This window comes from Micromonospora sp. WMMD736 (assembly GCF_049179015.1).
Lineage (GTDB): Bacteria > Actinomycetota > Actinomycetes > Mycobacteriales > Micromonosporaceae > Micromonospora.
Window position 1 is genome coordinate 1 of the sequence record NZ_JBMHMI010000022.1, and the last position, 5,478, is coordinate 5,478.

The window sequence follows — 5,478 nt, forward strand, 5'->3', positions numbered from 1 at the left end:
CGTTCCGGGTGGTGACGCTGATCCTGATCGTGGTGGCCCTGGTGCGGCGACGGCTGCGGCTGGCGTTGTTCCTGGTCGTGACCATCGAGTTGAGCGGGCCGCTGACCGAGTTGGCCAAGTATCTCGCGGACCGGCCACGGCCGGCCACCGCATTTGTCGACGCGGCATCGACCGCGTTCCCGTCCGGCCATGCGCTCGGGGTGTTGGTCGCGGTGCTGGCGTTGCTGACTGTGGCGTGGCCGACGTTGCGTCGGCCGCTGCGGACGTGGCTGGTTGTGCTCGGCGCCGTGGTGGTCATCGCGATCGGTGTCGGCCGGGTGGTGCTCAACGTCCACCACCCTTCCGACGTGCTGGCGGGATGGGCGCTGGGCTACGCCTATTTCGCCGCCTGCGTGCTGCTGATCCGGCCGTCGATCACTGCAGCGGACGAAATACCGGCAGTGCCCGGTAGCGCACGGTGAAACTCGCCGTCGACAGCCGGGTCCCGATTTCACCGTCGCAGGCCAGTGCGGTGGGCCCGTCGACCGCCTCGAACGCGAACTCCGGCACCTTCAGCTCGTGGTACAGCGGGCTGCGCTCCAGCCGGCCCAGCAGCAATCCGGTCAGGATCCGCAGCGTGGCCAGCCGGTGCCCAGTCTCCAGGATCCGCACGTCGATCAGGCCGTCGTCCATCCGGCTGCGCCGGCTCGGGGCGAAGCCCGACGGCAGGTAGGTGGAATTGCCGAGGAAGAACAACGACGTCTGCAGGGTCTTGTTGTCGTAGCGAATCCGCACGGGCCGGTCCCGGCGCAGGGTGTGATACATCGCGTACACCCCGGCCAGCGGCTTGCCGATCTTGTGTTCGAGTCTTTCCCGGGTACGTACGAACTTCGGGTAGGCGCCGATGCTGGCGGTGTTGACGACGGCCTGGTCGCCGTTGAGGTAGACGAGGTCCACACACGACACCGAGCCCCGCCGGATCGCGTCGACGGTGTCGGCCACCGAGCAGCAGCCGATGTCCTTGGCGAAGTGGTTGAACGTGCCGCCGGGAAACACCGCCAGCGGGACACCAGCGTCCACCGCAACACCGGCAGCACACGACACCGTGCCGTCCCCACCGCCGACGGCGAGCACCTCGGCGCGCGCCGCCGCGGCAACCAACGCTTCATGCAGGTCGTCGTCGCCGGAGAGCTCCACGATCTCGGCCCGCGGCAGGGCATTTCGCACCTCGTCGATGACCCGGGCGCCGGTACCGCTGCCCGAGGCCGGGTTGATCACCAGCACCACGCCGGCGCCGTCGGGCCGCGGCGGTGTCTGCACGCGCAACGGGTCGGCGGCGGCCACGCCGGCTTCCGAGATGGGTGGGACGACGCGGGCGCCGAGCACCGCGATCGCGGCGCCCAGCCCGAAACCGGCGAACACGTCACCGGGGTAGTGCGCCCCGGTGGCGACCCGGGACAACCCCACCAGACCCGCCAGCAGGGCCAGGCCCAGTCCCAGCGGCGGGCTCTCCAGTCCGACCCCGACCGCGAAGGCTGCCGCGCTGGCCGAATGCCCGGAGGGCAGTGAGTTCGACGTCGGCATGCGGCGCGACTGGCGGGCCAACGGCACCGACGCCAGCGCCGGACGTGGCCGCCGCCATACCCGTTTCGCGAACTGGTTGGTGATCAGGCTGGTGACGGCCAGGCTCACCACCCCGCGGGCGGCGGCGCGCTGAGCGCCGGAGGCGGCGAGCGCCCCGGCGATCACGAACCACAGCTTGGAGTGGTCGGCGGCCCTGGTCAGCCGCGGCATCACCGAATCCAGCAGCGGTGTCGGCGACTCGGCGATCGCCTCGAACACCTCGCGGTCCAGGGTGCCCAGGCCGCGGCCGATCTGACGGATGCCGCGGGGACGGCGGCGGGGTAGCGGCAGCGGTTGCATGGGTGTCAATGTATCCGCGCGCGGCGTGCCGAAAACCGACTGAGGTCATCGCCCTGAGAGCGGACTGTGGCTGAACCTTTACTTGACGGCGAGGGTGGCCGCTGTCGACGATGGTGGGGTGCGCCGACTGCTGCCTGTGCTGTGCGCGGGGGCGCTTTGGCTCTGCTGCGCCCTGCTGTCGGCACCGGTGGCCGGCGCTTTCACCCCGTGGTTCGCACCCAAGGTCGGTGCGGCAACCCAGGTGATTTCCGTTGTGGGCGTGGGTGGTTCGTCGGCAAAGGTGGACGTCTTCGAGCGCACTGCTGCGGGGTGGCAACCGATCCGGGCCGGCATCCCGGCGTTCATCGGTGCGAAGGGGATGGCCCCGCAGACCCATGACGGTGAGATGAAGACGCCGATGGGCATATTCAGCCTGGACTTCGCGTTCGGCACCGCGCCCAATCCCGGCGGCGGGCTGCAATACGTCCAGGTCGGCCCGGACCACTGGTGGGACGGCGACATGAAAAGCCCCACCTACAACACCATGCAGGTCTGCAAGAAGGACCAGTGCCCGTTCAACACCGCGCTGTCCAGCGGCACCGAGAACCTCGACATTCCGCAGTACCGGCACGCGGTCGTGATGGGCGTCAACAAGGCCAGGATTCCGGGCAACGGCGGCGCATTCTTCCTGCACACCACCGACGGTGGCCCCACCGCGGGATGTGTGGCGATCGACGACGGCACCCTGGTCGAGATCATGCGGTGGCTACGGCCGGGAGCCGTCATCGCGCTGACCCAGACCTAGCTCAGATGTTCAGGGCGCGACCGGGTTTCAGCTTGAAGTTCAGAGCGGACAGCGACATCGTGGCGTCGTAGGTGCGGTCGTAGCCGGTGGCGCAGATCTTCCAGCCGTCGGCGGTGCGGCGGTAACGGTCGTGGTAGAACGCCGCACCGATCAGCATGAAGTCCAACTCGGCGGCGATCACCCGGTCCTGGAGGTACCAGGTGGCGCTGGCCTCGTCGCCGTCGACGGTGATCTCCGGGTGGGTCACCCGGTGCTCGGTGATGATGTTGGCCGGCAGCGAGCTCCGCATGAACTCGACCAACTCGGTGCGGCCGCGGAACTGGTGATCCTCGCCGAGGGACTCGCCGTAGTCGCCGACGACGTCCTCGGTGAGGGTGGCGCTGAACTCGTCCCAGTTCTTGGTGTCCAGCGCCCGAAGGTAGCGGTACTTGACTTCTTTGATGTCGTCGATGTCAGCCATGGCCGACATTGCAGCACAACGGTGCCCGCGCGCGCATGAAGTGCGCGCATGAGAATCGTTGACGGCTACCTGAGGTCACCGTTCTCGGGCCTGGTGCCGTGGGTGTTGATGGCCTCGATCTCGGGGCCGGGCCGGTTTGAGGAGGCCGCATCGGCGGCACTGGGGCTCCCGGTGCTGACGCTGTGGGTCGGCATTCGCCGCGGTCGCCGGCGCGTATGGGGACGCGGTGCTGGCCGACAACAACAACTTCTGGACCGCGTGGATCCTCCCGCTGGCCGCGATCCTCTTTGCTGTCGAGTTCACCGAGTTCTACCCTGACTACGCGACAGCGAAGTTTGCGCCGGACGACGCGGAGGGGCCGTCGCCAGCCCCTTCGGTTGCTCGGCTGTTCGACGGGTTGCCGCCGTTCATCCTGGTGACCGGAATAGCCGGGTGGGTGTCCGACGCGCTGCCCGACGCATTCGCGGTGACGCTGATCATCGTCGGAGTCGTCGTATCGGCGCTGCTGCGCAAACTCTTCCCTGCGCCGGCCGTGTCAAAACCGTGATGGCTGAACACCGTTCGCCGGCCACTTGACGGAGTGTCTGTCGAGCGGGTGCTCGGGCGGCGACTAAGGTGTCCCGGTTATGAGCGACCCGCTTGGGTTGTCGATCGGGACGACCAACCTGGTCGCCGCCCCCGTCGGCAGCCAACCTGTGCTGCGGCGCTCGGTGCTGACCTTGCCCGGTTCGGACCAGGTATTGGGCGGGTTCGTGGAGCGGATCGGCGACCCGATCCCGCTGGTGGCGCCCGACGGTTCGGCCCATCGCGCCGACCGGCTCGTGGTGCTTGCCTTGGAAGAGTTGGTTGGGTCGTTGGGGGCGCAGAGATCGGCGGAGCTTGCCGTGGCGGTGCCGGCCTACTGGACTCCGCAGACTTTAGGCCTCTTGCGCAACGCTTTTCGCGGCAGCGCCGTGCTGGCCCCCAACGGTGTACCGGTGCGCCTGGTGGCGGATGCGGTCGCCTCACTCACGGCGTTGCACGCCAACCCCGGGCTGAACCCGACGGGTGTGGTGGCCGTGCTGGATTTCGGCGGCGGCGGCACCAGCGTCACGCTGGTCGATGCCGCAGCGTCGTTCTCGCCGATCGGGGAGACGGCGCGCTATGCCGAATTCTCCGGTGAGCAGATCGACCAGCTGCTACTCGCGCACGTGCTCGACGATATCGGCCGGGCGGGCGGTGCCGATCCGGCCGGGACCGCGGCGGTCGGCTCGCTGACCCAGTTGCGCGACGACTGTCGGCTGGTCAAGGAGCGGCTGTCGGCGCAGACGGCCGCCGAGCTGAAGGTCGAACTGCCCGGCTATCGCTCCGAGGTGCGCGTCACCCGCCCCGAACTCGAGGGCCTCATCGCCGAGCCGCTCGGCGGTGTGCTCGCGACGCTGGAAGATACGTTGCAGCGCAACGGGATTCACTGGTCCGATGTCTCTGCGGTGGTGACGATCGGTGGCGGGGCCAGCATCCCACTGGTCACTCAGCGGCTGTCTGAACACTCGCAGGCGCCGGTGGTGACCACCCCGCAGCCCGCGCTGGACGCCGCGGTGGGTGCGGCGGTGTTCGCCGTGTCCGGTGACCCCGGTGCAGCGACAGCGATGGGTCCGGTGGTGGCCGCCGCCGAAGCGCCAACCGCGATGGCCCCGGCGGCCGACGAACCGACCGCGATGGCCCCGGCGGCTGGGGAGTCGTCGGATGCCGGTGCGCTGGCCTGGTCTCAGGATGACGCCGGCGCCGAGCCCGTCCCCTATGAGGGTGCCGACCCGTACGGCCCCGACCCGTACGGCCCCGATCCCTACGGACGAGCCGACACGGCGGGGCGCCCGCCGGTGCAGTACGTACCCGCGACCGGTGCGATCGAGCAGCCCAAACCCTGGCAACGGCTGCCCCAGTTGGTGTTCGGGGCCGCCGGCGTACTGGTGCTGATCGCGCTCGGCGGGGTGGCATACGCGCTGACGAGCAGCAGCAGTAACGAGCCGGCCACCACCACCGTGCGGACCGACCCGCCGAGTGCCCCGCCGGCCGATGCCCCGCCCGCACCGCCGGCACCGAGTCCGGTGCAGCCGCCGCCGGTTGTCACCGTTACCAGCGCTGCGCCGCCGCCGGCGCCTCCGCCGCCGAGTCCGACCGTCGCGCCGCCGGCCACGACGACCACCACCACACCGCCGCCGACGACCACCACGACCACGACGACTACGACAACCACCACGACGACCACGACCACGACGCCGCCGACCACCACCACGACGACTACAACGGCGCCGCCGGTCACCACGACCACCTCGGCCGCGCCCAGAACGAC

The 5,478-nt window shown here is 69.6% G+C and carries 6 protein-coding genes; 4 read left to right on the top strand and 2 right to left on the bottom strand.

Features of this window, described 5'->3' with window-relative positions; translation table 11 throughout:
• Positions 1-461: phosphatase PAP2 family protein (locus tag ACN269_RS32805; protein WP_421476926.1), on the top strand; the 461-nt coding region annotated here is incomplete at its 5' end.
• Here the strand turns inward: ACN269_RS32805 and ACN269_RS32810 are convergent.
• On the bottom strand, positions 415-1,902 hold the full coding sequence (locus tag ACN269_RS32810; RefSeq protein WP_421476928.1) for a bifunctional phosphatase PAP2/diacylglycerol kinase family protein: 1,488 nt from the start codon (positions 1,900-1,902) through the stop codon (positions 415-417). The two genes, ACN269_RS32805 and ACN269_RS32810, sit on opposite strands and share 47 nt — an antisense overlap.
• 118 nt (positions 1,903-2,020) lie before the next feature.
• Here ACN269_RS32810 and ACN269_RS32815 point away from each other — a divergent pair, with 118 nt between their 5' ends.
• Positions 2,021-2,686 (top strand): L,D-transpeptidase family protein, encoded by a 666-nt coding sequence (locus tag ACN269_RS32815; protein WP_421476930.1) that lies wholly within the window; start codon positions 2,021-2,023, stop codon positions 2,684-2,686.
• A gap of 1 nt (position 2,687) precedes the next feature.
• Here the strand turns inward: ACN269_RS32815 and ACN269_RS32820 are convergent, their stop codons facing one another.
• Positions 2,688-3,146 (bottom strand): nuclear transport factor 2 family protein, encoded by a 459-nt coding sequence (locus tag ACN269_RS32820; protein ID WP_421476932.1) that lies wholly within the window; start codon positions 3,144-3,146, stop codon positions 2,688-2,690.
• 226 nt (positions 3,147-3,372) lie between these two features.
• Here ACN269_RS32820 and ACN269_RS32825 point away from each other — a divergent pair, with 226 nt between their 5' ends.
• Together ACN269_RS32825 and ACN269_RS32830 are read left to right on the top strand one after the other, a co-directional pair.
• Positions 3,373-3,693: a hypothetical protein gene (locus ACN269_RS32825; RefSeq protein ID WP_421476934.1), complete on the top strand. Its 321-nt coding sequence runs from the start codon at positions 3,373-3,375 to the stop codon at positions 3,691-3,693.
• 79 nt (positions 3,694-3,772) lie between these two features.
• A partial coding sequence (locus ACN269_RS32830) for an Hsp70 family protein (RefSeq protein WP_421476936.1) occupies positions 3,773-5,478 on the top strand: 1,706 nt, incomplete at its 3' end.

Bases quoted from the DNA above. Each gene is read 5' to 3' on its own strand.
- ACN269_RS32820 (WP_421476932.1), bottom strand. From the start codon at position 3,146: ATGGCTGACATCGACGACATCAAAGAAGTCAAGTACCGCTACCTTCGG.
- ACN269_RS32810 (WP_421476928.1), bottom strand. From the start codon at position 1,902: ATGCAACCGCTGCCGCTACCCCGCCGCCGTCCCCGCGGCATCCGTCAG.